The 26,907-nt window shown below is 65.8% G+C and carries 25 protein-coding genes; 10 read left to right on the top strand and 15 right to left on the bottom strand.

Features of this window, described 5'->3' with window-relative positions:
- Nucleotides 1–5: 5 nt before the first annotated feature.
- Nucleotides 6–1,610 (bottom strand): ABC transporter ATP-binding protein/permease, encoded by a 1,605-nt coding sequence (locus WC729_RS08645; protein ID WP_372851646.1) that lies wholly within the window; start codon nucleotides 1,608–1,610, stop codon nucleotides 6–8.
- 89 nt (nucleotides 1,611–1,699) lie between these two features.
- Here WC729_RS08645 and WC729_RS08650 point away from each other — a divergent pair, with 89 nt between their 5' ends.
- From WC729_RS08650 to cydX, 3 genes are read left to right on the top strand one after another with little or no spacing between them, the layout of a single operon-like run.
- Nucleotides 1,700–3,277 carry a cytochrome ubiquinol oxidase subunit I gene (locus WC729_RS08650; protein WP_372851648.1) on the top strand — a complete coding sequence of 526 codons (1,578 nt, stop codon included), beginning with the start codon at nucleotides 1,700–1,702 and terminating at the stop codon, nucleotides 3,275–3,277.
- Between the two features lie 12 nt (nucleotides 3,278–3,289).
- A complete protein-coding gene (gene cydB, locus WC729_RS08655; protein WP_372851650.1) occupies nucleotides 3,290–4,438 on the top strand; it encodes a cytochrome d ubiquinol oxidase subunit II in 1,149 nt (382 codons plus the stop codon).
- A 13-nt stretch (nucleotides 4,439–4,451) separates the two neighbouring features.
- A complete protein-coding gene (gene cydX, locus WC729_RS08660) occupies nucleotides 4,452–4,553 on the top strand; it encodes a cytochrome bd-I oxidase subunit CydX (RefSeq protein ID WP_372851652.1) in 102 nt (33 codons plus the stop codon).
- A gap of 236 nt (nucleotides 4,554–4,789) precedes the next feature.
- Here the strand turns inward: cydX and msrA are convergent, their stop codons facing one another.
- On the bottom strand, nucleotides 4,790–5,458 hold the full coding sequence (gene msrA / locus WC729_RS08665; RefSeq protein ID WP_372851654.1) for a peptide-methionine (S)-S-oxide reductase MsrA: 669 nt from the start codon (nucleotides 5,456–5,458) through the stop codon (nucleotides 4,790–4,792).
- A gap of 108 nt (nucleotides 5,459–5,566) precedes the next feature.
- Between msrA and msrB the strand changes: the two genes are divergently transcribed.
- Both msrB and WC729_RS08675 read left to right on the top strand, forming a co-directional pair.
- Nucleotides 5,567–6,073, top strand: coding sequence for a peptide-methionine (R)-S-oxide reductase MsrB (msrB, locus tag WC729_RS08670; protein ID WP_372851656.1), 507 nt, complete (start codon nucleotides 5,567–5,569; stop codon nucleotides 6,071–6,073).
- Nucleotides 6,074–6,157: 84 nt separating this feature from the next.
- On the top strand, nucleotides 6,158–6,931 hold the full coding sequence (locus tag WC729_RS08675) for a YkgJ family cysteine cluster protein (RefSeq protein ID WP_372851658.1): 774 nt from the start codon (nucleotides 6,158–6,160) through the stop codon (nucleotides 6,929–6,931).
- Here the strand turns inward: WC729_RS08675 and WC729_RS08680 are convergent, their stop codons facing one another.
- The 10 genes from WC729_RS08680 to WC729_RS08725 all read right to left on the bottom strand — a co-directional run bounded on the left by WC729_RS08680 (nucleotide 6,932) and on the right by WC729_RS08725 (nucleotide 16,651).
- A complete protein-coding gene (locus WC729_RS08680; RefSeq protein WP_372851660.1) occupies nucleotides 6,932–10,063 on the bottom strand; it encodes an efflux RND transporter permease subunit in 3,132 nt (1,043 codons plus the stop codon). It lies immediately after the preceding gene.
- Nucleotides 10,060–11,313 carry an efflux RND transporter periplasmic adaptor subunit gene (locus WC729_RS08685; protein WP_372851662.1) on the bottom strand — a complete coding sequence of 418 codons (1,254 nt, stop codon included), beginning with the start codon at nucleotides 11,311–11,313 and terminating at the stop codon, nucleotides 10,060–10,062. Before WC729_RS08685 ends, WC729_RS08680 begins: the two co-directional genes overlap by 4 nt.
- Nucleotides 11,310–12,551 (bottom strand): TolC family protein, encoded by a 1,242-nt coding sequence (locus WC729_RS08690; RefSeq protein ID WP_372851664.1) that lies wholly within the window; start codon nucleotides 12,549–12,551, stop codon nucleotides 11,310–11,312. The genes WC729_RS08685 and WC729_RS08690 overlap by 4 nt, the downstream gene beginning before the upstream one ends.
- A gap of 94 nt (nucleotides 12,552–12,645) precedes the next feature.
- On the bottom strand, nucleotides 12,646–12,915 hold the full coding sequence (locus WC729_RS08695) for a hypothetical protein (RefSeq protein ID WP_372851666.1): 270 nt from the start codon (nucleotides 12,913–12,915) through the stop codon (nucleotides 12,646–12,648).
- Nucleotides 12,916–12,991: 76 nt separating this feature from the next.
- Nucleotides 12,992–13,348, bottom strand: coding sequence for a hypothetical protein (locus WC729_RS08700; protein ID WP_372851668.1), 357 nt, complete (start codon nucleotides 13,346–13,348; stop codon nucleotides 12,992–12,994).
- 153 nt (nucleotides 13,349–13,501) lie between these two features.
- Entirely contained in the window at nucleotides 13,502–13,927 is a 426-nt protein-coding gene (locus WC729_RS08705) for a copper-binding protein (protein ID WP_372851670.1), read from the bottom strand.
- Nucleotides 13,924–14,694, bottom strand: a complete 771-nt coding sequence (locus WC729_RS08710) for an anti-sigma factor (protein WP_372851672.1) — start codon at nucleotides 14,692–14,694, stop codon at nucleotides 13,924–13,926. The genes WC729_RS08705 and WC729_RS08710 overlap by 4 nt, the downstream gene beginning before the upstream one ends.
- Nucleotides 14,691–15,320: a sigma-70 family RNA polymerase sigma factor gene (locus tag WC729_RS08715; protein WP_372851674.1), complete on the bottom strand. Its 630-nt coding sequence runs from the start codon at nucleotides 15,318–15,320 to the stop codon at nucleotides 14,691–14,693. Before WC729_RS08715 ends, WC729_RS08710 begins: the two co-directional genes overlap by 4 nt.
- Nucleotides 15,321–15,353: 33 nt before the next feature.
- Nucleotides 15,354–15,698 (bottom strand): cupredoxin family copper-binding protein, encoded by a 345-nt coding sequence (locus WC729_RS08720; protein ID WP_372851676.1) that lies wholly within the window; start codon nucleotides 15,696–15,698, stop codon nucleotides 15,354–15,356.
- A gap of 17 nt (nucleotides 15,699–15,715) precedes the next feature.
- Complete coding sequence (locus tag WC729_RS08725; protein WP_372851678.1) at nucleotides 15,716–16,651, bottom strand: metallophosphoesterase; 936 nt, start codon at nucleotides 16,649–16,651, stop codon at nucleotides 15,716–15,718.
- Nucleotides 16,652–17,397: 746 nt separating this feature from the next.
- Here WC729_RS08725 and WC729_RS08730 point away from each other — a divergent pair.
- Nucleotides 17,398–17,832 carry a hypothetical protein gene (locus WC729_RS08730; protein ID WP_372851680.1) on the top strand — a complete coding sequence of 145 codons (435 nt, stop codon included), beginning with the start codon at nucleotides 17,398–17,400 and terminating at the stop codon, nucleotides 17,830–17,832.
- Between the two features lie 48 nt (nucleotides 17,833–17,880).
- Here the strand turns inward: WC729_RS08730 and WC729_RS08735 are convergent, their stop codons facing one another.
- The 3 genes from WC729_RS08735 to WC729_RS08745 form a co-directional block, all read right to left on the bottom strand.
- Entirely contained in the window at nucleotides 17,881–20,349 is a 2,469-nt protein-coding gene (locus tag WC729_RS08735) for a TonB-dependent receptor (RefSeq protein ID WP_372851682.1), read from the bottom strand.
- 110 nt (nucleotides 20,350–20,459) lie between these two features.
- The gene (locus tag WC729_RS08740) at nucleotides 20,460–20,753 is read right to left on the bottom strand and encodes an EthD family reductase (RefSeq protein ID WP_372851684.1); all 294 of its coding nucleotides are present in this window, start codon (nucleotides 20,751–20,753) and stop codon (nucleotides 20,460–20,462) included.
- Nucleotide 20,754: 1 nt separating this feature from the next.
- Entirely contained in the window at nucleotides 20,755–21,195 is a 441-nt protein-coding gene (locus WC729_RS08745) for a pseudoazurin (RefSeq protein ID WP_372851686.1), read from the bottom strand.
- 180 nt (nucleotides 21,196–21,375) lie between these two features.
- Here WC729_RS08745 and adh point away from each other — a divergent pair, with 180 nt between their 5' ends.
- The 4 genes from adh to WC729_RS08765 all read left to right on the top strand — a co-directional run bounded on the left by adh (nucleotide 21,376) and on the right by WC729_RS08765 (nucleotide 26,850).
- A complete protein-coding gene (gene adh, locus WC729_RS08750; RefSeq protein WP_372851688.1) occupies nucleotides 21,376–22,896 on the top strand; it encodes an aldehyde dehydrogenase in 1,521 nt (506 codons plus the stop codon).
- 98 nt (nucleotides 22,897–22,994) lie between these two features.
- Entirely contained in the window at nucleotides 22,995–23,381 is a 387-nt protein-coding gene (locus WC729_RS08755; protein WP_372851690.1) for a DUF779 domain-containing protein, read from the top strand.
- A 38-nt stretch (nucleotides 23,382–23,419) separates the two neighbouring features.
- On the top strand, nucleotides 23,420–24,589 hold the full coding sequence (locus tag WC729_RS08760; RefSeq protein WP_372851692.1) for an FIST N-terminal domain-containing protein: 1,170 nt from the start codon (nucleotides 23,420–23,422) through the stop codon (nucleotides 24,587–24,589).
- Entirely contained in the window at nucleotides 24,589–26,850 is a 2,262-nt protein-coding gene (locus WC729_RS08765) for a NahK/ErcS family hybrid sensor histidine kinase/response regulator (protein WP_372851694.1), read from the top strand. The genes WC729_RS08760 and WC729_RS08765 overlap by 1 nt, the downstream gene beginning before the upstream one ends.
- Nucleotides 26,851–26,907: the final 57 nt, after the last annotated feature.

Raw genomic sequence — 26,907 nt, forward strand, 5'->3', positions numbered from 1 at the left:
GGGCATCATCGGATCGCGACCTCGCGATTGGCTGCCACGATTAGCGACATGTCATGGGTCGCGACGATCACGGCCCGTTCGACCGCGACCGCCTTTAGCATGGCGATCAGCGCGTCGGCGGTTTCGCGATCCAGGTCGGCGGTGGGCTCGTCAAGCACGAGCACCGGTCGGTCCACCAGCAATGCCCGGGCAATCCCGATCCTGCGCCTTTCCCCACCGGAAAGGCCCGAGCCGCGCGCATCGATGACGGTATCCAGCCCCTCGGGGCGCGAGCCGAGCAGGCCCGCCAGACCTGCGCGCAGGGCGGCGCCGCTGATCCTGTCCAGGGGCGCATCCGGCCACGCCATCGCGATATTGTCGGCGATCGTGCCCGGCAGCAGCATGACGTGCTGGCCGGCCCAGGCGATCACCTGATTGAATGCGCCGGGCCGCATGTCCGTTCCGCCGAGGCGCAGCCGGCCGCTCGAAAGCGGCGCAAGGCCGACGATCATGCCGAGCAGCGATGACTTGCCGCTTCCGGTCGGGCCCGTCAGCGCTACCATCTCGCCGCGATCGACCGTCAGGCTGAACGGGCCGATGGTCGTACCGTCCTCATAGCCAATGACCGCCTGCTCGATCGCGAGGCCGTGCGCGTCCTGCGGATCGACAATGGCGATGACGGGCTCGGCCGGCAGACTGGCGCAACGCGCCTCGATCGCGGCCAGGGCCGCCTCGCCGAGCTGCTTGTCGTGATAGGCAGCGGCAAGCCGGCGCAGCGGGAGATAGAATTCGGGCGCGAGCGCAAGCGCGAAGAAGGCGCGGGGCAGGTCGAGATGTTCGGGCACCGCGAACGGCAGCAGCCCGAGCAGCTGGAAGCCGCAATAGACCGCCACGAGCGCGACCGAGAGCGCCGAGAAGAATTCAAGTGTGCCCGACGACAGGAAAGCGATCCGCAGAACGCCATAGGTGCGGTCGGCAACCTCCTGGACGGCAGCATCGACCTGGCGTGCGACGCGGTCCTCGCCAGCGAAGGCGAGAATGATCGGCAGAGAGCGCACGCGATCGACGAACAGACCCGACAACCGGCCCAAAGCCGAGACCTGGGCGTCCGCGGCGCGGCGGGCAGCGCCGCCCGCAAGCGCCATGCCGAGGCCGAAGGGCAGCAGCGTGGCGATCAGGATCGCCGCGGAGACCGGGCTGGCGAACGCCACCATGGCCGCGATGAGCAGAGGCGAGACGATCGCTGCTCGACGCAGCGGTTCGAACCGCCCGAAATAGGCGGTCAGCGCCCCGACCTGGTCGACCGCTGCCGCGACATCTTCGCCGAGCAGGCGACCCGGTGCGCGCCGCGCGCGAAGCAGCGCCGGAAAGAGACGCCCGCGCACGACAGCCTTGGCCCGGCCGGCAGCGGCAATCCCGCTGTCCTCGACCCGCGCCTGGACCCAGGCGCGGGCGCCTGCCGCGGCAGCCATCACACCGGCCCAGACTAGGGATAAATACGAAGTGCCGGCGAGCAGGAAATGGAGTGTAGCCGCAAGCGCGAAGGAAAACAGCGCCGCCAACAATGCGTCGAGAATCCACCATGAGAGAGGCCCGGAACCGATGCCTGGCTTGGGGGAAATATGGTCCATGCGCGGTCTATTTACACACTTTCGTTCATACAGTAATTGAAACCTGTGCCCCGGCGCTGCCGGACCGAGTCTAGAGAAGGACGCCAGCGATGGACATGGCCGTAGTCGAGCTTTCCCGGCTCCAGTTCGCGCTGACCGCGCTCTACCATTTCCTGTTCGTGCCGCTGACGCTTGGCCTGTCCTTCATGCTCGTCATCATGGAGAGCCTCTATGTGATGACCAACCGCCCCATCTGGCGGCAGGTCACCCGCTTCTGGGCGAAGCTTTTCGCGATCAACTTCGTGCTCGGCGTCGCGACCGGCCTGACCATGGAGTTCGAGTTCGGCACCAACTGGGCCTATTATTCGCATTATGTCGGCGACATTTTCGGGGCGCCGCTCGCGATCGAGGGCCTCATGGCCTTCTTCCTCGAGGCGACCTTCGTCGGGGTGATGTTCTTCGGCTGGGACAAGCTCTCCAAGCAGGCGCATCTGTTCACGACCTTCATGGTCGCCCTGGGGTCGAACCTGTCGGCGCTCTGGATCCTCGTCGCCAACGGCTGGATGCAGCATCCGACCGGCTCCGCCTTCAACCCCGCCACGATGCGCATGGAGATCACCGACTTCGCTGCGGTCATCTTCAATCCGGTGGCGCAGGCGAAGTTCGTTCATACCGTCAGCGCGGGCTATGTGACCGCGTCGGTCTTCGTGCTCGGCGTGTCCTGCTATTTCATGCTCAAGGGCAAATGGCTGCCGCTTGCGCGACGCTCCTTCACGGTGGCGGCAGCGTTCGGCCTCGCCTCGTCCCTCTCGGTCGTCGTGCTGGGCGACGAGAGCGGCTACGCGCTGACCGACAACCAGCGCATGAAGCTCGCCGCGATCGAGGCAATGTGGCACACCGAACCCGCGCCTGCCGGAATCGATGTGTTCGGGCTGCCCAGCAACAGCCGGCATGAGACCGCCTATGAGATCAAGATTCCTTATGTCCTGGGGCTGATCTCGACGCGCAGCCTGACCGGCGAAGTGACCGGCATCACCGAACTCGTCGCCCAGGCCCGCGCCCGTATCGGGCATGGCATCCTTGCCTATGATGCCGTCGAGCGGCTCAAGAAGGACCGTGGAGACGTTGCCGCACGGGCCCAGTTCGAGGACGCCAAGGGCGATCTCGGCTATGCCCTGCTGCTCAAGCGGTACGTCGCCGACCCGCGCAGTGCCGACGCGGCGACGATCGACAAGGCGGCCTGGTCCACGGTGCCGAACGTGCCGGCGATGTTCTGGGTGTTCCGCGTCATGGCGGGCCTGGGTTTCGGGTTCATCGCCTTTTTCGGCCTGGCCTTCTGGTTCGCGACCAAACGGCAGTTCGACCGGCGCTGGTTCCAGCGCATGGCGCTCTGGGTCATCCCCCTCCCCTGGCTGGCCGCCGAGTTCGGCTGGGTGCTCGCCGAGATCGGCCGTCAGCCGTGGGCGATCGACGGCGTGCTCCCGACCTTCCTCGGCACGTCCGATCTGAGCGTCGCGCAACTCTGGGCGACGATCGCTGGCTTCACCCTGCTGTACGGCACGCTCGCGGTGATCGAGGTCAGGCTGATGCTGCACGCGATCGGCCAAGGGCCGGAACCGGTCGCCGAGCCCGCGGGTGACACCGCATCCCCCTATCCCGGTGGCTATGTGCCGATCGCGGCGGAATAAGGAGTTCTTCAGATGACCATTCCCCTCGATTATGAAGTGCTCCGCGTGATCTGGTGGGCGCTGATGGGCGTGCTGCTGATCGGGTTCGCGCTGACCGACGGTTTCGATCTCGGTGTCGCGACGCTGCTGCCGTTCGTCGCCCGAAGCGATGCAGAACGCCGTATGGTCATCAATACGGTCGGCCCGACCTGGGAGGGCAACCAGGTCTGGTTCATCCTCGGTGGCGGGGCGATCTTCGCCGCCTGGCCGTTCGTCTATGCGGTCAGCTTTTCCGGCTTCTACCTGGCGATGTTCCTGGTTCTCGCCTCGCTGATCCTGCGCCCGGTCGGCTTCAAATACCGCTCCAAGCACGAGGACGCGGCATGGCGCTCGCGCTGGGACTGGGCGCTGTTCGTCGGGGGCTTCGTGCCTACGCTCGTGTTCGGGGTCGCGGTCGGCAACGTGCTGAGCGGGGCCCCCTTCCGCTTCGACGACGATTTGCGTCTTCACTATGCGGGCGGCCTGCTCGGCCTGTTCACACCCTTCACGCTCGTCGCCGGACTGCTCTCGGTCGCGATGATCGTGCTCCATGGGACGGGCTGGCTGATGATGAAGGTGGAAGCCGGCGCCGTGGCTGACCGGGCTCGCCGGTTCGGCAAGATCGCGGCGGTCACGGCGATCCTGCTCTATGCCATCGGGTTCGCGATGATCGCCTTTACCGATCTCGGCTACCGGATGGGCGCCGGCATCGATCCGCGCGGACCATCCAATCCGCTGGACAGCGGCACCGTCCATGCCGCCGGTGCCTGGCTCGACAATTACGCCCTGCATCCATGGATGATCGCAGCACCTGTTGCCGGATTTGTCGGCGCGGCGCTTGCCTGGCTCGGGCACCTGCGCCGCGCGCCAGCCATGGCGTTCACGGGTTCGAGCCTCGCGACGATCGGAATCATCGCCAGCGTCGGCGCCTCGATGTTTCCCTATATCCTGCCGAGTTCAATCGATGCCCGGTCAAGCCTGACAGTCTGGAACGCATCGTCCAGCCACATGACCCTGTGGATCATGCTGCTGGTAACGGTCGTCTTCCTCCCGATCGTGCTGTTGTACACGGCATGGGCCTACCGCGTCATGTTCGGCCGGGTGACGGCCGAAGCTGTCCGCACCAATCCCGACTTTTACTGAGGAGCGCGCCGTCATGTGGTATTTTGCCTGGATCCTCGGCCTCGGCCTCGCCGTCGTCTTCGCGATCCTCAACGGGCTCTGGCACGAAATCCATTCGGTGCCCGAAGAGGAATAGTCGGCCCGCTTGCAACTGGTCGTACGCATTTAACGCCAACGATCTATTCGATCACGGCGATGGCCCAGCGCTCCGGCACCGCATGGCGCACGGCCTGTTGAACCTACGGTTCTTCACCGGCGCCGATGTCAGATATGCCTGCTGGCTGCTGCTCCGGCTGTGCCTGCTGCCCTTGATTCCCCCACGCCGAAGAGGTTCGCCGCCGATTGGGCGAACCGCCGACGCAAACGCGGGGGTCAGGCCTTCCAGCTGCCCGGGAACAGGCGCCGCAGCGCCTCGACCTTCGGCCGATCGTTGATCACGATATACGGGTAGTTCGGGTTCCGCGCCATGAACGCCTGATGATAAGTCTCGGCCTGGTAAAAACCCGGCGCGCGTTCGACTCTGGTCACGATCGGCCCCGCAAAGACGTGCGCGCGCGACAATTGGGCGAGATAGGCGCGTGCGATCCGCACCTGACCCGGCGTCTGCGGGAACAGGGCCGAGCGATATTGCGTCCCCTCATCGGGGCCCTGCCGGTTCAGCTCGGTCGGATCGGTCACCACCGAGAAATATATCCTCAGCAGGTCGGCATAATTCACCTGGCGCGGATCGAACACCACCTTCACCGCCTCGGCATGCCCGGTCGTTCCGGTCGACACCGTCTCGTAGTGCGCCGTCGCGGCGCTGCCGCCGGCATAGCCGGCCGTCGTGGACACGACGCCCTTCACATGAGCGAAGACACCCTGCACCCCCCAGAAGCAGCCTCCGGCGAAGATCGCGGTCTCGCGCGTGCCGGCGACCGGAGCCTTTAAGGCAGACGCCGGCACCTGCTTGACCGCCCCGGCAGCGACGCCGGGATTGCTGAAGGCGACCAGCGCGCCACCGGCAAGCAACAAGGCGGCGATCGATTTCGGACCAAACATGGCAAGCACTCCTGCGGGAAATTCCTTCATTCATTCGTTGCGCAGCGCGCTTCGGTTACTGCCGGCAACAATTGTAACCGGATCGGCGCCGCGCGCGAATTGCCCTACATGACCGATATCCTCGCCCCGAACCGTCGCGACCTCCTCACATGCCTCAGTGGCGGTGCGGCCGTCGCCTTTGCCGCCATTGTTCTGCCAACAGGCAGATCGACGGCAGCCGCGAAGCCGGCGGCCTTCCAGCTCAGCGATGCCCAGTGGCGGCAGCGCCTGTCACCGGAAGGCTATGCCGTGCTCAGAACGGCCGCGACCGAACGCCCCTATTCGAGCCCGCTCAACGGCGAGCACCGAAAAGGCGTCTTCGCCTGTGCCGGATGCGACCTCCCGCTGTTTGCGTCTGCCACCAAGTTCGACAGCGGCACCGGCTGGCCGAGCTTCTATGACCATCTCGCTCATGCGGTAGCCGAACGGAACGACACCGATTTCGGGATGACACGAACCGAAGTTCATTGTGCCCGATGCGCGGGGCATCTCGGGCACGTCTTCAACGATGGCCCCAGGCCCACGGGGCTGCGCTACTGCATGAACGGTGCCGCCCTGCGTTTCAGCGCGGCCTGACGGCAAAGTGCGCGCACCTCTGTAACCAGATGCCGGGTCGCGACGAACATCCAGATGGTGGCCACCGTCTGGAGATTCCCCGTCATGAGCAGCACGACGAGGATATGCTTCGACTGCACGCAATGCGGGCGATGCTGCCACGATCTGCGGCTCACGCTCAGCCTTGACGAGGCGATCGTCTGGGCCGGCAACGGCCATCAGGTCCAGGTTCTGTGCGAGGCGATCCCCTGGCCGCGCGACCCATTGCCGGACGAGCGCGAACTTGCCAGCCGGCGTGACACCTCCTTCGCCGTCGAGATCGGCGGCATGCCCTTTCGTATCCATGTGATGCTGGTGGCCTACCATCAGGGGGCGTGCCCGCATCTCCAGGCAGACATGCGCTGCGGCAATTATGCGAACAGACCCCGAATCTGTCGGATCTATCCGCTCGAAAGCCGTCCATTCACACCGATGGCGCCGGCGTCCCGAAAATGCCCTGACGAGGCATGGGCCACCAAAGCCCCTGTCCTGCTGGAGGACGGCGTCATCGCCGACCGGGCCACGCAGGAGATCGTGGCGGCACACCGTCAGGCACGGATCGACGACTCGGCCGCACTGGAGGCGGCGTGCGCCCAGCTCGGCATCTCGGACGCCGCCTTTGCCGGCGATGGCATGGCGGTCCATGCGCCCGACCCTGCCATCCTGGCGGACAGCCTGGGCCGGGCGCGCGCGTCCTCCGATGCACTCTCCGGTATCGGCCATTGGGAGATCGTGACCAACCGACAGGCGACGCTCGAGCTGCTGCGCGAGGCTCAATGCCCGGCGCGCCTGGTGTCATCGGCCGCGGCCTTTCTCGGGTCGTTCGAACCCGATTCCTGATCAGCCGGCCGGATCGATCAGCGATCGCCGCCGCAGCAGCAAATAGGCGGCGGGCACGACCAGCATCGACAGCAAAGGTGCTGTGAGCATGCCGCCGATCATCGGTGCCGCTATACGGCTCATCACCTCGGCGCCGACGCCGTGCCCGATCAGGATCGGGAACAGGCCGGCAAGGATCACGGCCACCGTCATTGCCTTGGGCCGCACGCGGAGCAACGCGCCTTCGTGGATCGCTTCCTCGGTCTGGGCGGCGGAAGGCTCCGGTCCGCGCGCCGCGAGTGCCTGTTTCAGATAGATCAGCATCACGACCCCGAACTCGGCCGACACGCCGGCGAGCGCGATGAACCCGACCCCGGTCGCGACCGACTGGTTGTAGCCGAGCAGATAGAGCGTCCAGACCCCACCGGTCAGCGCGAACGGCAATGTCGCCATGATCAGCACCGCCTCGTCGAGCCGGCGGAACGTCGCATAAAGCAGCAGGAAGATGATCAGCAGCGTCGCCGGGATCACCAGCTTCAGCCGTTCGGCCGCACGCTCCAGATATTCGAACTGGCCGGTATAGGCGATGCTGATACCGGGCGAGAGCTTCACGCCCTGGGCAACCGCCTTCTGGATGTCGCCGACCACCGACGCCAGCGCCCGTCCGCGCGTGTCGATATAGACCCAGGTGGTCGGCCGGCCATTCTCGCTGCGGAGCATCGGCGGCCCCTCGGTCACGCGGATGTCCGCCACGGTGCCGAGCGTGACCTGCTGGAGCGACGGCGTCAGCACCGGCAGGTTGCGCAACGCATCGACGCTGTCGCGCAGTTCGCGCGGATAGCGCAGGCTGATCGGGTAGCGCGCCAGGCCGTCAACGGTCTGGCCGACCGTCTCGCCGCCGATCGCGCCCGACACCATGCTTTGCACATCGGCGATATTGAGCCCGTAGCGCGCGGCCGCCGCGCGATCGATCCTCACATCGATATAGCGCCCGCCGGTCAGCCGCTCGGCGAGCGCCGAGCTAACGCCGGGCACGCTCTTCGCCACACGCTCGACGTCGCGCGCGACGCGGTCGATCTCGGTGAGGTCCGACCCCGATACCTTGACCCCGATCGGGCTCTTGATGCCGGTTGCGAGCATGTCGATCCGGTTGCGGATCGGCGGCACCCAGAGATTGGCGAGGCCAGGCAGTTTCACCGTCCGGTCGAGTTCCTCGACCAGCTTTTCGGGCGTCATACCGGCGCGCCACTGATCGCGCGGCTTGAACCGGATCGTCGTCTCGAACATCTCGATCGGCGCCGGGTCGGTCGCGGTCTCGGCCCGGCCGGCCTTGCCGAACACCGACTCGACCTCCGGCACCGTCTTGATCAGCCGGTCGGTCTGCTGGAGCAGGCGCGACGCCTGGGCGGTCGAGATGCCCGGCAAGGCCGAGGGCATATAGAGGAGGTCGCCCTCGTTCATCTGGGGCATGAACTCGCCGCCGAGCTGGCTGACCGGCCAGGCCGTGGTGGCGAAGACGAGGGCGGCAAGGACGAGCGTGGCCCTGGGCCGAAGCATCACCCAGTCAAGCGCCGGGCGATAGATCGCGGTCAGCCAGCGGTTGATCGGATTGCTGCGCTCGGCCGGGATGCGGCCGCGGATCAGCCAGCCCATCAATACCGGCACCAGGGTCACCGACAGCAAAGCCGCGCCCGCCATGGCATAGGTCTTGGTGAAGGCGAGCGGCGCGAACAGCCGGCCTTCCTGCCCCTGGAGGCTGAACACGGGGATGAACGAGAAGGTGATGATGAGCAGGCTGAGAAACAGCGCCGGCCCGACCTCGCTCGCCGCCGTCGTGATCACCCGCCAGCGCTCCTCGCCCGCCAGGGTTTCGCCGGGATGGTCGTGCGCCCAGCGTTCGAGATGCTTGTGGGCGTTCTCGATCATCACGACGGCTGCATCGACCATCGCGCCGATCGCGATGGCGATCCCGCCCAGCGACATGATATTGGCGTTCACCCCCTGGAGGCGCATCACGAGGAACGCGATGAGCACCCCGATCGGCAGCGTCAGGATCGCGACCAGCGCCGAGCGCGCATGCCACAGGAACAGCGCGCAGACGATCGCAACGACCAGGAACTCCTCGAGCAACTTGCCCTGGAGATTATCGACCGCGGCGTCGATCAGCGCGGAGCGATCATAGGTCGTCACCAGCTCGACGCCGGTCGGCAGGCTGCGTTTCAACTCCTCCAGCTTCGCCTTGACCGCGCCGATCGTCAGCCTCGCATTCTTGCCCGAGCGCAGGATGACGACGCCGCCCGCGACCTCGCCCTGGCCGTTCAGCTCGGCGACGCCGCGCCGCATTTCGGGCCCGATCTGGACCGTGGCGACCTCGCCGAGCGTGACCGGCACGCCGCCGGCCGCGGTCTTCAGCGGCACGCCCCGGAAATCGTCGAGCGTCTTCAGATAGCCGCTGGCGCGAACGGTATATTCCGCCTCGCCAAGCTCGACGACCGATCCGCCCGTCTCCTGGTTGGCGCGCTTCAGGGCATCGCTCACCATCGCCTGGGTGACGCCGTAGGACACCAGTTTGGCCGGATCGAGCACGACCTGATATTCACGGACCATGCCGCCGATCGCCGCGACCTCGGCGACCCCGGGGACGCTTTTCAGCTCGTAGCGCAGGAACCAGTCCTGGATCGATCGCAGCTGCGACAGGTCATGCCGGCCCGTCTTGTCGACCAGGGCATATTCATAGACCCAGCCGACCCCGGTCGCATCGGGTCCGAGCGAGGCGGTCGCGCCCGCCGGCAGGCGTCCCTGCACCTGGGAAAGATATTCGAGCACGCGACTGCGCGCCCAATAAAGGTCGGTACCATCCTCGAACAGCACATACACATAGCTGTCGCCCGTGAAGGAGTAGCCCCGCACCACCCGCGCACCCGGTACCGACAGCATCGTCGTCGCCAGCGGATAGGTGATCTGGTTCTCGACCAGCTGCGGCGCCTGGCCGGGATAGCTGGTGCGGATGATGACCTGCACGTCGGACAAATCGGGCAGCGCATCGATCGGCGTGGAGCGCACCGCGACCAGCCCGGCCGCCACCAGCACCAGCGCGGCGAGCAGCACCAGGACGCGCATCCGCACGGCCCCGCGAATGACCGCCGCGATCATCGCCGCACGCCCGCAGGCGTCATCGGGACGCCGCCAAGTGGCCTGGCGTCGATCCCGCTCAGGTTGGCCTCGGAATCGAGCAGGAACTGGCCCGAGGCGACCACCTTGTCGCCCTGGACGAGACCGGCGAGGATCTCCGTCCTGCCGCCCCCTTCCCGGCCAATCCGCACTTCCACCGGCCGGTAGCGGCCCCCGGCGCCGGCAACCATGACGAGCACCCGCTTGCCCGTGCGGATCACCGCCTCGCTCGGGACGAGCAGGCCCGATCCGCCTTCCCCGCCGAGATGAACGGTCGCGAACATGCCCGGCCGCAGGCGGCGGCCCGGATTGGGAAGCTCGATCCGCACGGTCAGGGTGCGGCTGTCGATCTGCGCCGTCGGGAGGATCGCGACCACCCGGCCGGCGACGCTTTCGCCCGGGAACGCGGTCAGCTCGGCGCGCACCGGTCGCCCGACCCGCAGCAGCCCGGCCTGGGCCTCGGGCACAGCGGCATTGAGCCAGATGGTCCCGAGCCCTGATATCTGCGCCAGCGTCTGGCCGCTGGCGAGCGTCATGCCCGCGCGTACCTCAAGCGTCTGGATCACCCCGCCTATCGGACTGCGGATCGTCGTCATTCCCCGCCCGCCGGCACCGCCCGCGCCGAGCAGGCGGAGGCGGTCGCGTGCGGCCGCGATCAGCGCGGCGTCGCCGGTGCGGCGCACCGCCTGATATTCGGCCTGCGCTCCACCCCATTCCGGCACGAGCATATCGGCAAGCGGGGCGCCCGCCGCGATCACGTCGCCCGGCGCGCGCGCATAGACGCGCTGCACGAACCCACCTGCCCGCGCCTGGACGATCGCGACATCGCGCTGGTTGAAATCAAGGCTGCCGGTGACGGTGAGATCGGACGCGAGCGTGCCGCGCTCGACGGTGGCGAGACGGATGCCCAGGCTCTGCACCGCCGCCGGATCGACACGGACGCCCGGCGGCTCCTGTCCCGGTCCCCCGGCGCCCCCAACGCCTTCGGCGTAGCGCGCGACCAGCTCCATATCCATGAAGGGCGACTTGCCCGGCTTGTCGAAATGCTGCGCGGGCACCATCGGGTCGTAATAATACAGCACCTTGCCCTTGCCCGATGCATCCGCCATCGCGGGCGAGCCCTGGGGCGCGGTCAGGCGGGCGGCGGCAAAACCGATCGCGCCGCTTGCGACGATGGCGAGCGCCACGGCCCGGCCGGCCGGGTTGGTCGGGATGAGATCGCGCGGGGTCATCGTGTTTCGCTCCGATAGGTCAGGGTGAGACGCGCGCCGTCGATGGCGACCAGCGCCTCGCGGTCGAGCGTCGCCAGCAGGGCGTCGGCCAAGGCGATATGCGCCTCGACCACATCGACGAGGCTCGCGCGGCCCGCGCCATAGCTCGCCGTTTCGAGGGCGACACGCTCGCGCGCCAGCGGTTCGAGTGTCTCCTGCGCGCGCATCCACTGCGCATGGTGCATCACATGGTCGGCGATCGCGGTGTCGAGACCGGCGGCGAGCGCGCGGCGCGCCGCCTCGCGCTCGGCCCGCACCCGGTCGGCATCCGCCTGTCGCGCCGCGATCAGCGGTTCCTGCCGGTGCCGCTTGAACAGCGGCAGGCCGATCGTCACGCCCGCCGACACATAGTCGCCAAAGCGCGGGTCACGGCGCTGATAGCTGATATCAACCCCGAAATCGGGCCGCCGCCCGGCCTGGGCAAGCCGGACGTCCGCCTCGGCCTGGCCAACCCGCGCGGCGATGGTCGCAAGCGCCGGGTTAGCGTCGAGTGCTGCGCGAAGCCGCGCGCCATCGACGGCAAAATCGGGCATCGCCCCGGCAACGACCGGCGCCGCGTCGCCGGTCCACCGGACAAGATCGGCACGCGCGCGGGCGACAGCCGATACCAGCTCGTCGCGACGGTCGGCGAGCATGGCCAGCGCCTGCTGCCCGGCCAGTGCCTGGGCCGGTCTCGCGCGGCCGGATGCGACCGCGCCCGGCGTCGTCGCGACGAGCCGGTCGAGCCGCATCCGCACCGCATCAAGCGCGGCCAGCCTGCGCTCCGCGAAGGCGAGCGTGATCCAGGCGACCGCGGTCTCGACCTCGACGGTGCGCGCCTCGGCCAGCGTCTCCGCGTCCGCGGCGACGATATCGGTATCGGCCCGCGCCTGCTGGGCGTGGCGCTTGGCGAGGTTGGGGAAGTCCTGCGACACTCCGATGCGCGCCCAGGTGAAGTTGTCGCGCGACGGCGCGAACGCCAGTGGCCCCGACACCGGAAAACTGTCGACGCCGAGCGACAGTTTGGGATCGGGAAGCGACCCGGCGGCCAGCCGTGCCGCCCGGCTGGCGTCCGCCCCCCGCGCGCTGGCCTGGAGCGACGGGGCATTGGTGCGGGCGCGGGCAAGCGCCTCGTCGAAGGTAAGCGGCCCGGCCTGCGCCGGAAGGGCCGCAAGAGCGGACGCGGCCAGCGCCGTGCCCAGCAAAGGGTATCTGATCATGAGAATCCCGATCGGTATCGGCGCCTGGGCGCGGAAGGCGAGAGGACCGGCGGGGCCTGCGCCCCGCCGGTCGGTCGTCAACGTGATGCGGGGATCACGAGCCCTGGGAGGAGGGCATGCCGGCAGCACGGCCGGATTGGCTCATGCGGTGATCGCATGATGCCATCCGGTCGCTGGCCGACGGGGACCCAACCCAGACGCGGCGTGGCGCCGCGATCGGGGCACGTGGTCCGGCTTGCGGGGCGGCCCGCCATTCGAAATGGCCCTGGTCCGGCGTCGTGGCTTGTGCCGGTGAGGCCAGAGCGGGCGTGGCGGACAGAAGGGCGGCTGCGGCGACAATCGCCATGGTGATGGGATTCGACATGATGTTTCCTTGATCTGAGCATGGTCGCTGGTCGCGCGCTTCGAGACGAAGCGGCACGATCAACGGATTCCGGGTGTCAGATCAGGAAGCTGGGCGGGTCGGGTTCGGGACCGTAGGAACGGCCGGACAGGGCGGCAACAACCACCGGGCCGTGCAGGACCCGACTGGCGGGGCCCATTGCGGCCAGCGGCGCGGTAGGTGCGATCGCGGCTGGCGTCGCACAGCCCATCGCGGCGATGCACTGCCAGGTCATCTTCTTGCACGGGGTGCCATCGGGCATCGCGCCCGTCGCCATGTCCATACAGTCCGTGCCGGCCATCGACGCCTCGGCCGACGACATCGCAACCGCCGGCCCCATCGCCATCGCGGTCGACTGGCCAACCAGCCCGACAAGGGCCATGGTCAGCAGGAAAAGGCGCAGGATGCGGGTCACGATCCGTGCAACCTGAGGTCCGCACCGCGGTAAGTCAATTCGGGAAGCCCGACGAGGGAGCGCCGTCATCCCGCTCTGGTGCTCTTTCGACCACCACAGCGCAAATCGGCAGCCAGCGCGGTCGGCGTGCTTGGGCATCGAACGGCGCCGACGTCATTCGACGACGATCATCCCCGTCATGCCCAGTGACGCATGCAGGAAGTGGCCGCACTTCAGCGGATAGGTCCCGGCGGCAGGAACGAGAAGGACGTCGCGCACCTCACCTTTCCGCAAGGAGACCTTCCCCCCGGCGACCCCAGGCCGATCGCCGTCGCGGATGTTGGCCGCACGAAAGAAATCCGGTGCGGTGAAATCGTGACCGCCAGAGCCAACATTGGCGAAATGCAGCTGATAGACATGGCCAGCGCGCAGGCGAAGCTCGGACGGCGCAAAGGCGAAGTTGCGCAGGGTCACATCGACTCGCTCGGGCTTCAACCAGTCCGGGACGGGCACGGCAGCGCCGAGTGTCACGCAGGCAACCACAAGCAGCGCCGCCCTGCACGCGGCGTCACGATAATGACGGCCCGGACCTCCAATCATGATGCCGCACGCGCAAAGGCCTGGTGGAACAGCTCGAGGTCGCCCGGATCGATGTCCGACACCGCCCAGAATTCGAGCCCGCCGCTCGTCCAGCGCACGAGGCTATAGCCCTCGCGCCGTGTCGCGATCCCGACCGGCGACGAGAAGGTGCCTGCGGGGATCACGAACAGATTGATGGTGTGCAGCCGTCGATGATAGACGATCGCCGGTACGACCCGGCCATCGAGATAGTCCAGTCGCCCGCCGACCAGCGGAAAGCCCTGCGCCGCCAGCTCGGGCACGGGCGGTGCGAAATTGATGCGCCCGTTGAACCAGGGTTTCACGACATGACGGTTCGAGGTCGCGACATCGGTCAGGTGGTTCGCCAGCAAGGAGCGCACATGGCTCGCGACCAGCTGGTCCTGGGTCGTGCCCGTCGTGAGTTGCGGCACGGCGACGAGCAGCGCCAGGCTTGCCGCCATCGCGCTGAACGCCCCGCCTGCCAGCCACGGACCGGTCGAACGGCCGCGGCGCGGCACGTTGCCCAAAACACGCCCGGGACGTTCAGCGGCGATACCGGCCTCGATCCGCGCGCGCAGCGATGCAGGGGCCTGGTGCTGCAATGCCGGGTCGCTGACCTGGGCGTGCACCGCCTCCAGGCGGGCGAATGCCTCGGCACAGCCGACACAAGTCTTCAGATGCGCCTCGATCGCGACGCTGTTCACCGCATCCAGTTCGCCGTCGAGCAGCGCGTGAAGCTGGAGCAGCCGGTCCTCGCATGCGTTCATGCGCGTTCCTCCCGCTGCGCGTCCGGCTGGGGCAGCAGCAATGTCGCCAGCATGTCGCGCGCCCGCGCCAGGCGGGACATGACGGTCCCGATCGGAACCTCGGTCACTGTGGCAATCTCCCGGTACGATAACTGGTCCATTTCGCGCAGCACGAGCGCCTCCCGGAACGGCTCCGGGATGGCGGCGATGACGGTACGGACATTCTCGACTTCCTCCTGCCGGAGCACGGCAGCTTCAGGCGATTCCCCGTCATCGGGATAATTGTCGAGTGCCGCCGCCTGGCCCTCGGTCAAGCCGGCATGGTCCACCAGGACACGGCTGCGGCCGCGTTCGGCGCTCGCCCGGTCGCGCCAGCAATTGCGCACGATCGCGAACAGCCATGCCTTGGCCGAGCCGCCCTGATAGGTTCCGAACGCCCGGAAAGCGTTGAGAAAGGCTTCCTGGACGATGTCCTCGGCTGCCGTCGCGTCGGCGGCAAGGTAGCGCGCCAGGGAATAGGCCGCATCGAGATGCGGCAGCATAACCTCGCGAAAACGCCGGGCATCGTCGGACGCGGCGGCGTCCGCCGCCCGTGCCCGCCCGCCAGGGACGAGCCGGGGCCGAAAAATGCTGCCGCGTCTGCCCATCACGCCACGCCACCGCGCATCAGCGCGCCTCCCTCAAGCCGAGACAAGAACCTTGCCCGTCATATGCGGGTGGAGCGAGCAGAAATAGGCATAGGCGCCCGCCTTGGTGAAGGTGAAACTGAACGTGTCGCCAGTGTCCAGAACCTTCGACTTGAACACCTTCGTGCCCGAAGCGACGGTGTGCGGGATGTCGTCGTCATTCACCCAGGTGACGGTCTGACCTACCTTCACCTTCAGCGCCTGGGGACCGAAAGTGAAGTTCGAGATATGGACCATCGGCGCGGCGGTGGCTGCCTGGGCGGCCACGGGGCGGCTGGCGACGGGCGCAGCGACGACGCCGGCGAGCGCGGCAAGCAGGACGATAGAATAGCGGAACATGATGATAATCTCCGGGATCAGGCAGAAAGCGTAGTGTCGACGAGGGCGATCTGATGCTCGCCGCGCTTGAAGGTCGCCTCGGTGATGCCGAGCAGGCCGCGCAGCTGCCCCGCCGGCACGACCTGCGGGCCGGGCGACGGCGCGGTCCCGGGCATCGGCTGCGGGAAGGCGGTCGAGCGCGCGGTATGGAAGATCATGTTGCCTTCCACCTTCTGGGCGATCTGGTGGATATGGCCGTTGAGAATCGTGACCGAGCCGAAGCGGCGCAGATGGGTCAGCGCCTGGGCGGCGTCATCGGTGCCCCAGCCCCATTCGGCGTAGAGCATCCATAGCGGGATATGCGCGAAGATCACGATCGGGGTCGAGGATGCATGACCCGCCAGGTCCCTGGCCAGCCAGGCGATCTGTTCGGCGCCAAGCCTGCCTGCCCCGCCCGGCTTCAGGTCGGCGACATTGACCAGCCCGACGAAATGGACGCCCTTATGGTCGAAGCTGAACCAGCCCGCCCCCTTGCTGCCCTTGCCGTAGCGGGCCAGGAACGCCTTGCCATTGCCTTCGTCGAGCATGTCGTGCTCGCCCGGGACATGGAAGGTCTGGATACCGGCTTCCTTCAGGATCTGGTCGGCATCGTCGAACTCCTGGTCGCGCGACAATTGGGTGATGTCGCCGGTATGGATGATGAAGTCGGGCTTTTCCGGCATCGCGATCACCTTGGAGATGGCCTCACGATAGGTCGCGCGCGCATCGGGATTGGCCGGCTTGGCGAACCCGACATGGCTGTCGCTGAGCTGCAGGAAGGTGAAGCTCGGAACGGCATAGGCGCCAGCGCGCTTTCCGCCAAGCATCGTGCTCGAGGCGACGCCGCCCGACATCGCCCAGAGCGCGCCGGTGCCTGCCCATGCCATGCACCTGAGGGCATCGCGGCGGTCGGTCGGGTTATCGAAAAGGTCCATGTCCAGCACTCCAGATGGGGGTCGGAGAGCAAGACGGGAGATCGCCGGCGTTTATTCCCAAACCGCACAAAAAGTCTGTTTCCGCATCCTTCCGAGTATTCAGGAGGGGCCCCACACGGCGCGATATTGGGAAATTGCCGGGGGAGGAAGTGGCGAGACCTGGGCGCTGTCTGAGGTGGTCCCGGCATCTTCGACAGTTTGCTGGCGGAGTTAACCTTATCCGGGTTGTGGTTCATGCCCCATTCTGGTCATCAGATCATGGGGGGCATGACCCCATGATTTGAAGAGCCGATCCGCCGACCGGCCAGCTTTCTGGCGAGATCCGCCATTGTGCCGGGGCAATGAGGAACAAACCCATCGTATCGGATCTCGCTCGATCATCCTCCGGGTGCGATGGCGACTGGGGCGATCATCGCCCTATGAACGTCGCTGGGCCGAGTCGACCAACATCCGAACTTAATCGGAGCAGATCAACTTTCCCCTATCTACCGGGAGATTTTCTCGATTATCCGATCGCTACACGGTCTGTTCGATACCGCCGCCGATTTCTTCAAGAGCCTCGCCGACGCGCACCGCGTGCCGATCCCCGTGTGGTTCGGCCGTGCCACGAACTGACCGGCGCGCGGTTCTGGTGGGGCAAAGGCCATGTCAGCCCCGAAGATTTCGGGACAGTGTGGCGCTTCACGGTGCGCTACCGCGAGACACCCATGGTGTGCATAATCTTCTTTATGCGTTCGTGTTCGACGATGAAGCCGGGTATTTCCAATTCTATCCAGACGGCGACCAAGTCGGCCTGCCCGGGTTCGACGATTATCACAGCATCACCCCCCCGGCGACGCGGGCAGTCTTCGTTCGGCGACTGGAGGATGTGGTGCGCTGGGCGCTCTCGGGGCAAGCTTGCCGCGCTCACTGAAACCGGGCTCGAGGCCCTGCACGATCCCGATTGGTGGACCGGTACGTTGTTCCCCGGCCTGAAGGCTCGCGACGACACGCGCAGGATCAGCGACGTCCTGGTCTGGCGCAACGCCAACCCAGCCAACGACCGCAAGGACCATCTCTACGCGCCCTATGCAGGACAGAAGAGCGCCGCAGATTTCGTGCGCTTTCGCAGGGATCCTTTGATCGCATTCGAAGGCGATGTGGATCTTTCCGCGCCTGGGCCGGCCCCACGCCGGCAATGAGTGTCTTCCCATGTCGAAGCGAGGAGCTGATCGGACGCGGTCATAGCCTCAAAACCGGAAACGTGCGCCGACCTCGACCGAGCGCGGCGCGCCGGGCGCGTAGAAAGTCGAGCCTTGCAGCGGTCGTTCGCCATCGATCACAGGCGCAGCAAAAGGCCTTGCCGCGAAATTCCCCTTTGTGTCGAAGGCCGTGGCAGCAAGCTGGGCGGCGGTTGCATAATCCTTGTCCAGCACGTTGCTGACCTGCGCGAACAACGCCAACCCCTTGACCGGCCGCACTTCGACGCCGGCATTGAAAACGGCATAGCCCCGGGTGCGCCCTTCACCGAGATAGTAGATGCCATCGGGCTGATGGGCATTGTTCTCGTTACCGCGCGCATAAACGCCGGATACCGCGATCATGTCGAGACTCAACGAGACCTGCCGGACCGGATCCCAACCGAGCGATGCCTTGGCAATATGGCGGGGAACCAGCGGAATATGATCGCCCCTGGCGATCTCGATGTCCCCTTCAAACCCTGGCGCTGGGCCGTCATTGCTGCTGTTGCCGGCACCGCCGACAATTTCCGCGCTGCGATAGGTCGCATCCAGAAAGGTGTAGTGCCCGGAAAAGCGAACCGGCCCGACGGTACCGCCCAGATCGGCCTCCACACCCTGCCGTCGCGTGCGGCCGAAGTTGCGGAAATAACCGAACCCGGAGGCATCGTCCGCGACGAACATGATATCGTTCCGGTTCACGGTCCGGAAGACGCCAAGCCGCCATGCAATCCCGGATCGGGTTCCGCGAATGCCTGCCTCAACCGTCGTCGCGACGACCTGCTTCAGGGGAGGATCCCCAGCCAGCGCGTTGGGCAGCCGGCAAGGGCTTTCCGGATCCGAGCAGCCTAGTTCGATCGCCGATGGCGCCCGGCTGGTTTGCGCGATCGCCGCGTCCGCACCGAACGATGCGGAGGGACTCCACGTCAGGGCAACAGCGGGATTCAGCTTGTCGAAGCGGTGATCCCCGTCGAGTGATCCAGTCCCGCCACCGGGCGTTATGCGGTCCCGGTTATGGATCGTGGTCCGATCGAACCGTCCCGAAAGGTCTATCTTGAGGGACGGTGAAAGATCGATCGAATCGACGCCATAGACGCTGAAACCGGTGGTATGGCCATGCAGGTCCACCCGGGCGTCGAACGCATTTTCCGAATCCTGCGTGCCGTCGGCGAAGGCACCGGGACCGGTAACCGCGACGATTCCCCGATCGGACGTCAGATACCCGAATTGCGAGGTCTGGATGAAGTCGGCGCGGCTATCGACATATCCCACGCCGAAGGTGAAGCGGTTCGCCACCCCACCGATCGAACTGTTTAGAGTGAACTCGCCGGTCGCTCCCCGTTCCTGCTGATCCGTCGCGGACCGGTTGATCAGCCCATTGCACTTCTCATTGGGTTCGCTGTTGAGCAACGCATTGGCGATACAGCGAAACCTGGGGAATGGCGTGTTGGCCTGAGTCTCGCCGCTCAGCGGGAAGCCAGTGATGCCTGCCGCCGTCAACGCCGCTCGTTCTGCCGCGCTCGGCTGGTAGACATTCTCCCCGAGCGCATCGTCGTTGATGTCGCCATTGAAGGTGCGGGTCTTGATCTTCCGCCAGAACAGATTGCCCGAGAAGGACACTGTATCGGAAAACATATGCCGACCGGTCAGGTTGACCAGACCCGCACGGTTCCGCGTATTGTCCGGCTTGGTATAGGCACTCGTCCGGTCCGCAGCGAGGAGCCGCTGCTCCTGCAACCCGTTTCCGTTGAGGTCGGTATCGGCATAGCTTCCAGACAGGGCAATTCTGGTGGTCACGTTCGACCAGCCGAGCTTGCCGAAACCCTGCCCCGCCTCGCTCGGCGAAAATTGCCGCCAGCCACGCTCGCGGAAATAATCACCGCTGGCGAACAGGTCGAACCCGCCGCCGATCGCACCGCCGGCCTGCGCCTCCAGCGTGCGGCGGCGGAAGGAACCGAGGCTTGCCTCCAGCTCCACGCCCGGATCGGACAGACCGTCCTTGGTGCGAACCGACAGGGCACCGCCCAGCGAATTGCGCCCGAACAGGGGATTCGAACCGGGGACCAGGCTCACGGACCGGATCGCCGATTTAGGGATCAGGTCCCAGCTCACGACATCGCCAAAGGGCTGGTTCAGCCGCACGCCATCCATATAGACCGATAGCCCTTGCGGGGTGCCGAGCAGCGGCGACGCGGTGAAGCCGCGATAGTTGATATCCGGCTGCAGCGGATTGTTCTGTACGTCGTTGACGAACACGCCGCCGGTCATCCGCCGCAGATAGTCGGTCAGGGTCCCGTGCGACGCTTCGATCTGCTCGTCGCTCGCAGTCTGCGCCGGAAAGGGCAAGGCACCTTCCCCCACATCTGCGAGCGGAGTCTGCGCGGTGACGACGATATCGGCCGGCTGTTCCTGCGCGTGCGCGGCATTCGCGCAAAATATTGCCACCGTGGCGGCGCTCGCCAGAAGAAGTGCCCTGCTCATCTCGTCCTCCCCGTTTCCCGCCGCGTTCGGCGTTGGCACGGGCCTAGCAAGGGAGGCATCGGCGAAACCTGAGAAGCTTCTCAGATTTCATAGGACTTTGGTTCAAGGTCTCACTGCGCCCGCATCGGCACCGGCGCGATGTTCGTGAAGGCCGTGACGTCGCCGAAGACAGCCCCCGCCTCTGGCGACCCAAGCGCGCGATCGATCGCGGCTGCGTCGCTGAACTCCAGAAGGGCGATCGCCGCATAGGCGGGCGCGACCTCGTCCGGGATCAGCGCCCGCGCATCGGTCAGGCCATGCTTGCTCCATGTGTCGCGAACCAGCGGCAAGTGCCGGTCGATATAATAGTCGAGGTCGAAGTGCGCACCGTCCTGCGCTGGATAGGTGACGACCAGGGTCGCCATCTCACTTCGCCTGCGCGAGGAGTGGTGCCATGCGTCTGGCCGCGAATGGGGCCAGCTTCACGGCGCGTGCGGCGGCAAGATTGGTGGACGGCCCGTCACCGACCTGCACGAGCGCGACCATGCCCATCGAATAATGCGGCTGGCATTTGATGCCGTATACGCCGGGTACGCTGGCCTTGAGGATGAATTCCTTGCCGATCGCCCCCTTGGTCGAGACGACGGTGGCAGGCAGCATCGTCGGGATCGTCTCGGCATTGTGTGTGAGGCTCGTCGGAACGAACTTTACCGTGTCGCCTGGTTTGACCTTCACGAAGGCGGGTTCGAACACCATCGCGCCGGCGGCGCCCTGGTCTTTCATGTGGATGATCACTTCCTTCGCCTGCGCCGGAGCGACGATTGCGACAAGACTCGACAGGGCAGTGATCAGGGCGATGCTTTTCATGAATGTCCTCTCTCGCGCCTCGACAGGCGCCGGCCTGGTGCGATGCGCCACGATGGCGAGACTCGACCCGTTCGCCAATTGCCCATTGGTGCAATGGCGCCGGCCGCGGGAATCCTCACAATGGACAGCGAAGGCTCAGGCGCCAACTACGGGGCCGGCCGCATCACAAGGAGAGACAAGATGCTGCTGCAGGCGCTGCAAGGACTGAAGGGCGATATCGCCATCCGCTCCCGCTACGACAATTTCATCGGTGGGAATTGGGTCGCCCCGGTCCAGGGACGATATTTCGACAACCCCTCGCCGGTCACGGGCGACAATGTCTGCCAGATCGCCCGGTCGAGCGCCGAAGACATCGAACTCGCCCTTGACGCTGCCCATAAGGCGAAGGACGCCTGGGGCCGCACCTCCTGTGCCGAACGAGCGCTTGTCCTGAACCGGATCGCCGACCGGATGGAGGAGAGGCTCAGTCTCCTGGCCCTTGTCGAGACGATCGACAACGGCAAGCCCATCCGTGAGACGACGGCCGCGGACATCCCGCTCGCGATCGATCATTTCCGCTATTTCGCCGGGTGTATCCGCGCGCAGGAAGGCGGCATCTCGGAAATCGATCACGACACAGTCGGCTATCATTTCCATGAGCCGCTGGGTGTGGTCGGCCAGATCATCCCGTGGAATTTCCCGATCCTCATGGCGACCTGGAAGCTCGCACCCGCCCTTGCTGCCGGCAACTGCGTCGTGCTCAAGCCGGCCGAGCAGACGCCGATGTCGATCATGGTCCTGGCCGAGATCATCGCCGATCTGCTGCCGCCGGGCGTGCTCAACATCGTCAATGGTTTCGGCGTCGAGGCGGGCAAGCCCCTCGCGCAGAGCAAGCGCATTGCCAAGATCGCCTTCACCGGCGAGACCACCACCGGCCGACTGATCATGCAATATGCCACCGAAAACCTCATCCCCGTGACGCTGGAACTCGGCGGCAAGAGCCCGAATATCTTCTTTGCCGACGTGATGGATCGGGACGATGACTTCCTCGACAAGGCGCTCGAAGGCTTTGCGATGTTTGCCCTCAACCAGGGCGAGGTCTGCACCTGCCCGAGCCGGGCGCTGGTCCATGAAAGCATCTACGACCGCTTCATGGAAAAGGCGGTGGCCCGGGTCCAGTCGATCAAGATGGGTAACCCGCTCGACTCGACGACGATGATCGGCGCCCAGGCCTCGAACGACCAGCTCGAAAAGATCCTGTCCTATTTCGACATCGCCCAAAGCGAAGGCGCCAAGATCCTGACCGGCGGCAAGCGCGCGCAGCACGGCGGGGACCTCAGCGACGGATTCTATGTCGAGCCGACGATCATCTCCGGCAACAACAAGATGCGGGTGTTCCAGGAAGAGATTTTCGGGCCGGTGGTCGCCGTCACGACCTTCAAGGACGACGCCGAGGCCCTCGAGATCGCCAACGACACGCTGTACGGCCTCGGCGCCGGCGTCTGGACGCGCGACGGGACGCGTGCCTATCGCATGGGTCGCGCCATCCAGGCCGGCCGGGTCTGGACCAATTGCTATCATCTCTATCCCGCCCACGCGGCTTTCGGCGGATACAAGCAATCGGGCATCGGTCGCGAGAACCACCGCATGATGCTCGACCATTATCAACAGACCAAGAATTTGCTCGTCAGCTATAGCCCCAAGGCGATGGGGTTCTTCTGATCAAGGCAGGATCGGCCGGGACTCTCTCTCCCTTTTCATCTCCCGGCTTCTGCGGCGGGCCTTCGGGTCCGCCGCCTTTCTCATCCGAGGAAATCACGATGACGCCCGCTCGAATATTGGCCACGCCGGCAGCGGTCGGCTTGATGGACCGCCTCGCCGATATCCATGGTCCGCTGATGTTCCACCAGTCGGGTGGCTGCTGCGACGGATCCGCACCAATGTGCTATCCCGCCGGAGAGTTCAGGGTCGGCACGCAGGACGTACTGCTGGGCCATGTCGGCAGCGAAATTCCGGTATGGATCGGCGCCGCGCAGTTCGACTATTGGCGGCATACCGAGGTGACGATCGACGTGGTGTCGGGCCGGGGAGCAGGCTTTTCCCTCGAAGGACCGGAGGGAATGCGCTTCATCATCAGGAGCCGCGTTTTCACGGATGCAGAAGTGGACCTGCTGGACGCGGCGGGTGAGCCGGCCCGCGGCGGTTGAACCGATGGATCGTGACGCGGGATCAAGGGCATGACATCATGCCGGTCATGATCGACGATCGTCCAGGACATGTCAGTCGCGATGCGGTGCGGACGGCAGCAACCAGCATCGCCGATCCGGACGCCGCCGCGCAGGCATTGTTCGCGGAGCTTGATCCACCCAGCCTCGCCGGGCTCGTGATCTTCAGTTCCAGCCGGTACGACCTCTCCGCATTGGCCGAAGCGGTGAATCGCCGCAGCGAGGGCCTGTGCGTCGTGGGCTGCACCTCCTCCGGAGAAATCACCCCTGACGGCATTGCCGAAGGGACGATCACCGCGATCGGCTTTCCTTCAAGCGATTTCACCTTGAATGCGGTCCGCTTCGATCATCTCGACAATTTCGATACCAGCAACGCCCAAAGCGCGATCCGCAGCCTCGTTGCCGAGGCATCGGAGGCATCCCGCAACCTGGGCCCCAACGTCTCGCGCGCGGCGATCTTCCTTGTTGACGGGCTGTCGCACCGCGAAGAAATGCTGACGGTGACCGTGCAGGATGCGCTTGGCAACATACCCCTTATCGGCGGATCGTCCGGCGACGGTCTGGATTTCAAGGAGACCTTCATCTTCCAGGGCGGCGCGTTCCGGCGCGACGCAGCGCTCGTTGCGATCCTTTCCTCCTCCCGCCCGATGAAGGTGTTCCGTTCGCAGCATTACGAGCCGGGCACGGTGAAGATGGTGATCACCAGCGCCGATCCAGTCGGGCGTGTCGTTACCGAAATCAACGCCGAACCGGCAGCGGCGGAATATGCCCGGCTCACCGGCGTTTCGCTCGACCAGCTCGGTCCCAGCGTGTTCGCGTCGCGCCCGCCGATGGTGCGCGCCGGCGGCGAATATTATGTCCGGTCAATCCAGACCGCGAACCCGGACGGCAGCCTGACATTCTATTGCGCGATCGACGAAGGGGTGGTGCTGACGCTCGGCGAGGGCCGCGACATCCTGGCCGGGCTGGAAAGCCTGTTCGACGATCTTGCCGCAACGGTCGGTGGCATCGACCGCATCCTCGGCTTCGATTGCGTGCTCAACAAGGTCGAGGTCGAACAGCGCCAGCTGACGCGCAAGGTTTCTCAGATGTTCGTCGATCGGCGGGTTGTCGGCTTCAATACCTATGGCGAGCAGTTCCATGCCCTCCATGTCAACCAGACCTTCAGCGGTCTGGCGATCGGCCGCTGATGGCCACGCGTGCGGCTTCTCAAGGCGATCGGGAGTCGGAGCGCATTACCGCGCTCGAAGCCCAAATCGTCAAGCTTAAGCGGATCAACACGGCGTTGATGGACCGGGTCGAGCGCTCGACCGATCTCCAGGGCAACGCTTTTTCGCTGTTCGAAACCGCCATTTCGCTCGAGGGCAAGGTGCGCGAGCGCACTACCGATCTCGAGCGCGCGCTCGGCGAGCTTGCACAGAGCAACGCCGCGCTGGGTGTGGCGAAGGAAGCCGCCGACGATGCGCAGCGCCGCCTTCGAGACGCGATCGAGAGCATCAATGAGGGCTTTGCCATCTTCGATGCCAATGATCGCCTCGTGCTGTGCAACCAGACCTATCTCGGCCTCTGGCCCAATATCGCGTCCAAGCTGGTCCCAGGCATCTCCTTTGCCCAAATCTGCAGCCTGATCGGTAAGGACGGCACGACCCTCGGCGCCATGGTCGCGCCCGATCGCTGGGTATCGGAACGGATGGCCCAGCGGATGGTCGCCAGTGGCGGACACGTCCATGCACTGGCCGACGGACGCTGGATCCAGATCAACGAACTCCGCACCAGCGAAGGCGGGATCGTTGGCGTCTATACCGACATCACCGAGGTAAAAGCGGAGGATGCGCGCGAGCGGACGCGCGAGCTGGCCGAAAAGAGCGCGATCCTGCAGGCGACGCTCGACACCATTCCCCAGGGTGTCTGCGTTTATGATTCCGATCACCGGCTGGTCGCCTGGAACGATCCGCTGCTCGCAGTGATCGGCCTGCCGCCCGATGCCATTGCGCTGGTGACGACACATGACGGCCTTCTCACCGCCTGCGCCGACTTGAACGGCCCGATGGAGCCAGACGAGCCGCTTGCGTGGTTGCCGCACGGGGCGCCCGAAGAGGTATCCCGGCGCGGCTACCGTAACGGAAAAGTGATCGAAGTGCGCCGCGCTCCGATGCCCGATGGGGGTATGGTGATGAGCTTCGACGACATCACCGAAAGCCTCGGTGCCGCCGAAGCTTTGCGCGAAACCAACGAGACGCTCGAACGCCGGGTCAATGAACGCACCGCGGACATCGCCGCGGTCAACACCAAGCTACATCAGGAAATCACCGAGCGCCTGTTGGTAGAGGCAGCGCTGCGGGATGCGAAGACCGCCGCCGAGCAGGCCAATATTTCGAAAACCCGCTTCCTTGCTGCCGCCAGCCACGATCTGCTCCAGCCGCTGAATGCCGCCCGTCTGTTTGTCGCGGCGCTGGGCGACCGGCGCCTGGCGCTGCCCACGCGCGCGCTCGTCAGGCAGACCGGCTCGGCGCTGGATTCAGTCGAAGATCTCCTCGAAGCACTATTGGAGATATCGCGGCTCGATGCCGGCGCGATCACGGTCGAGCCCATCGATTTCGCGATCGACGAACTGCTGCACAGCATGAAGGCCGAGTTCGCGCCCGTTGCGCGCGATCGTGGCCTCACATTGCGCGTCGAGGAAAGCGGCGAATGGGTTCGGTCCGATCCGCGCCTGTTGCGACGCATTCTTCAGAACCTGATCTCCAACGCCTTGCGCTATACGACAGCGGGTTCGGTCGACGTTATGTGCCGGGTGGACAGCGATCGGCTGCACCTTGAGGTGACGGATACCGGCCCCGGTATCGCACCCGAGCATCATCTCGAAATTTTCGAGGAATTCCGCCGCCTCGACGACGGCAATCGCGATCGTGGTATCGGCCTTGGCCTGGCGATCGTGCAGCGCGCCGGACGGATGCTGCACCATGAACTGACGCTGGTTTCCGCCCCGGGCGAGGGATCGAGGTTCGGCGTCTATGTCCCGGTCGGCGAGGCCATGACGGCGATCGAGCGCACCACCCCTCCAGCGCGGCGCGGCCAGTTGAACAATCAGACGATCCTGGTGATCGACAATGAATCGTCGATCCTGGAGGGCATGGCGGTATTGCTGGCTGGCTGGGGCTGCACGGTTCACGGTGCGTTGAGCGAAGCCCAGGCCGTCGAGAGAACCACGATGGACGGCATCGTCCCCGATATCGTCATCGCCGATTATCATCTGGATGACGGCAAGACGGGGGACGCCGCGATCGACGCAGTTCGCGCCGCATGCGGAAAGCAATTGCCCGCCATCGTCATCACGGCCGACCGCACGCCCGAACTGCGCGACTATCTCGTCAGGAACGGGCTGCACATCCTGCAGAAGCCGGTGAAACCCGCTCAGCTCCGCGCGTTGATCACGAGGCTGACCCACTAAAGAAGCGGAGGCGAACGCATACGACTCGATCCTCCGCCCTAAACCGCCGCGTTCCAT

Origin of the sequence: Sphingomonas sp. (assembly GCF_041661825.1) — a bacterium.
Taxonomy (GTDB): Bacteria; Pseudomonadota; Alphaproteobacteria; order Sphingomonadales; family Sphingomonadaceae; genus Sphingomonas.

Bases quoted from the DNA above. Each gene is read 5' to 3' on its own strand.
- WC729_RS08645 (WP_372851646.1), bottom strand. From the start codon at position 1,610: ATGGACCATATTTCCCCCAAGCCAGGCATCGGTTCCGGGCCTCTCTCA.
- WC729_RS08650 (WP_372851648.1), top strand. From the start codon at position 1,700: ATGGACATGGCCGTAGTCGAGCTTTCCCGGCTCCAGTTCGCGCTGACC.
- cydB (WP_372851650.1), top strand. From the start codon at position 3,290: ATGACCATTCCCCTCGATTATGAAGTGCTCCGCGTGATCTGGTGGGCG.
- cydX (WP_372851652.1), top strand. From the start codon at position 4,452: ATGTGGTATTTTGCCTGGATCCTCGGCCTCGGCCTCGCCGTCGTCTTC.
- msrA (WP_372851654.1), bottom strand. From the start codon at position 5,458: ATGTTTGGTCCGAAATCGATCGCCGCCTTGTTGCTTGCCGGTGGCGCG.
- msrB (WP_372851656.1), top strand. From the start codon at position 5,567: ATGACCGATATCCTCGCCCCGAACCGTCGCGACCTCCTCACATGCCTC.
- WC729_RS08675 (WP_372851658.1), top strand. From the start codon at position 6,158: ATGAGCAGCACGACGAGGATATGCTTCGACTGCACGCAATGCGGGCGA.
- WC729_RS08680 (WP_372851660.1), bottom strand. From the start codon at position 10,063: ATGATCGCGGCGGTCATTCGCGGGGCCGTGCGGATGCGCGTCCTGGTG.
- WC729_RS08685 (WP_372851662.1), bottom strand. From the start codon at position 11,313: ATGACCCCGCGCGATCTCATCCCGACCAACCCGGCCGGCCGGGCCGTG.
- WC729_RS08690 (WP_372851664.1), bottom strand. From the start codon at position 12,551: ATGATCAGATACCCTTTGCTGGGCACGGCGCTGGCCGCGTCCGCTCTT.
- WC729_RS08695 (WP_372851666.1), bottom strand. From the start codon at position 12,915: ATGTCGAATCCCATCACCATGGCGATTGTCGCCGCAGCCGCCCTTCTG.
- WC729_RS08705 (WP_372851670.1), bottom strand. From the start codon at position 13,927: ATGATTGGAGGTCCGGGCCGTCATTATCGTGACGCCGCGTGCAGGGCG.
- WC729_RS08710 (WP_372851672.1), bottom strand. From the start codon at position 14,694: ATGAACGCATGCGAGGACCGGCTGCTCCAGCTTCACGCGCTGCTCGAC.
- WC729_RS08715 (WP_372851674.1), bottom strand. From the start codon at position 15,320: ATGGGCAGACGCGGCAGCATTTTTCGGCCCCGGCTCGTCCCTGGCGGG.
- WC729_RS08720 (WP_372851676.1), bottom strand. From the start codon at position 15,698: ATGTTCCGCTATTCTATCGTCCTGCTTGCCGCGCTCGCCGGCGTCGTC.
- WC729_RS08725 (WP_372851678.1), bottom strand. From the start codon at position 16,651: ATGGACCTTTTCGATAACCCGACCGACCGCCGCGATGCCCTCAGGTGC.
- WC729_RS08730 (WP_372851680.1), top strand. From the start codon at position 17,398: ATGAAGCCGGGTATTTCCAATTCTATCCAGACGGCGACCAAGTCGGCC.
- WC729_RS08735 (WP_372851682.1), bottom strand. From the start codon at position 20,349: ATGAGCAGGGCACTTCTTCTGGCGAGCGCCGCCACGGTGGCAATATTT.
- WC729_RS08740 (WP_372851684.1), bottom strand. From the start codon at position 20,753: ATGGCGACCCTGGTCGTCACCTATCCAGCGCAGGACGGTGCGCACTTC.
- WC729_RS08745 (WP_372851686.1), bottom strand. From the start codon at position 21,195: ATGAAAAGCATCGCCCTGATCACTGCCCTGTCGAGTCTTGTCGCAATC.
- adh (WP_372851688.1), top strand. From the start codon at position 21,376: ATGCTGCTGCAGGCGCTGCAAGGACTGAAGGGCGATATCGCCATCCGC.
- WC729_RS08755 (WP_372851690.1), top strand. From the start codon at position 22,995: ATGACGCCCGCTCGAATATTGGCCACGCCGGCAGCGGTCGGCTTGATG.
- WC729_RS08760 (WP_372851692.1), top strand. From the start codon at position 23,420: ATGCCGGTCATGATCGACGATCGTCCAGGACATGTCAGTCGCGATGCG.
- WC729_RS08765 (WP_372851694.1), top strand. From the start codon at position 24,589: ATGGCCACGCGTGCGGCTTCTCAAGGCGATCGGGAGTCGGAGCGCATT.